Raw genomic sequence first — 1,970 nt, 5'->3', positions numbered from 1 at the left:
GCAGAGTTCGGGCCAGAAGAAGGGCCAGAGCATGATTTCCAAGCGCGGTCGCCCCGGCCTGCGGCACATCCTGTACCTGGCGGCCCTGGCGGCGGTGGCGAAGAACCGCGAGTTTCAGGAGTTGTACGCCTCCCTGACCATGCGCCCGCGCAATCCTCTCAAGGGTAAGCAGGCTCTGGTGGCGGTGGCCATCAAGATCCTGCGGATCATGTTCGCGCTGGTGAAGTCCGGGCAGAGGTACTGCCTGGGCAAACTGATGGATCGGTGCCGGCAGGAGGCTGTGAAGGCGGCCGCCTGATGCACAAGAGCCCCTGAATGAGTCTTGGGCGGGGGATCCCCAGCCAAACCCATTAGGGCGCCAGGAGACTGTGCGACCCCGTTCGCGAGTAGCTGGACCCCCGCCCGCCTCCATAAGGCAGAACGAAGGAATGTAGGGCCCGGACCGGGACCCAGCGAGACGTGATAGGGTAGTCGGAGTCAAACGTGGCGGGGAGCCGCCCAAGGCTGCAAGCGGGGGCTGCAGGGACTTCAAGAAACTGAGGGAGAGCGAGCAATCAGGAGGGATCAATCGAAAACACTGAGATAGGCTGAACTGTCCCAGGGTGGGGTTCGATGCGGTGGGGGTAGAGCGTCTGGTGGACCGGCTCGAGCGCGGTGTCGCCGTCTTGGGACGGGCTGTGGCTCAAGCGAAGCAGGTGGTGGCAGGCAACCGCCACATCGCCGACCGGCTGGTCAGCGTCTTTGATCCGGATGCCAGGCCCATCAGGCGGGGGAGGCTCAAGGATCCCACCGAGTTCGGTTACAAGGTGGCATTGCAGGAAGTGGAAAACGGTATCATCTCGGGGCACGAAGTCGCTCAGGGGAACCCACCGGATGAGAAGTTGCTGCCTGCTGCGGTCAAGCGCCATGAGCGGCAGTTCGGGAAACCGCCCAAGGAACTTGCCGCCGACCGTGGCTTCTCCAACCGGCGCCAGGAGAGGGAGCTTGAGGCGCGAGGGATCGAGCACGTGTGCATCCCATACAGAGGCAACAAGAATGCCGCCCGCAAGGTGTTTGAGCGACAGGCATGGTTCAGGCGCCTGGCGATGGCGGGCAGGGTGCGAGGGCAGGATCAGCCTTCTGAAGCGGAAGTTCGGGCTGGATCGCTGCAGGTCCCGGGGTCGTGCGGGGGCGGAAACCTGGGTGGGCTGGGCAATACTGGCCCACAACCTGAGCAAGATGGCGGCTCTCACGTGAGACAGGGTGGTTCAGGGAAAGACAGCCTCCTCTCGCCAGGGAGGTTGGGATTGGGTGGCGACCCGCGGGGGGCGTTTTTCAGGGGGAACTAGTTACGGATCCGTGATTCACACCCATTGGAAGTATCGGAGGTGATGAGATGGATGACCAAAGTTGGAGGGTTCCGAGAGCAGTCCAGGCGCAGGTTCAAAATCTGATGGCGAAACTACCCAACGACGTGCCCGGCTTCGAGAGGGACTTAGCCACGTATATCCTAGAACATCTTCGTGACCCTGTCACGGAACGATCCCTCGTTGAGACCGATCAAGTCATCACGTTACTAGACGTTCGTATGGGTGATTGCTATCCGTCAGTGAGGATTTCACCTATGGCCTCGCAACTTATTGTGGAAGCGATGCACCTGCACGACCTGGGCAAAGCGTACGGTGCTAATCTCGCTCTCCTTCGTAATCTAGCCGAGCAAATACTTCGAATTCCTTCGACTAATGACGGCTGATGGAGCGATAATGGTCTAATCGTAATCCATGTACTACCTACCAGGGCCAGACCTACTACTACCGGACCAACGGGCGCTGCGACGTCCTGGCCCTGGTCGATGCTCAGGGTAACGTGGTTGCCTCCTACCGCTACGATGCCTGGGGCAACATCCTGGAGGCAAGCGGTCCGCTGGCGCAGGTCAACCCCTACCGCTACGCCGGCTACCGCTGGGACGGGAGCACGGGGCTGTACTTCCT

2 protein-coding genes are annotated in these 1,970 nt (G+C 61.2%); both read left to right on the top strand.

The annotated features are described in order from the left end of the window. A partial coding sequence (locus tag AB1609_22560; GenBank protein MEW6049217.1) for a transposase occupies positions 1-298 on the top strand: 298 nt, incomplete at its 5' end. Between the two features lie 452 nt (positions 299-750). Further along, positions 751-1,236, top strand: a complete 486-nt coding sequence (locus AB1609_22555; GenBank protein ID MEW6049216.1) for a transposase — start codon at positions 751-753, stop codon at positions 1,234-1,236. The last annotated feature ends 734 nt before the right edge of the window (positions 1,237-1,970 follow it).

This window comes from Bacillota bacterium (assembly GCA_040754675.1).
GTDB lineage: Bacteria > Bacillota > Limnochordia > Limnochordales > Geochordaceae > Geochorda.
This window is presented reverse-complemented; position numbering and strand designations above follow the sequence as displayed.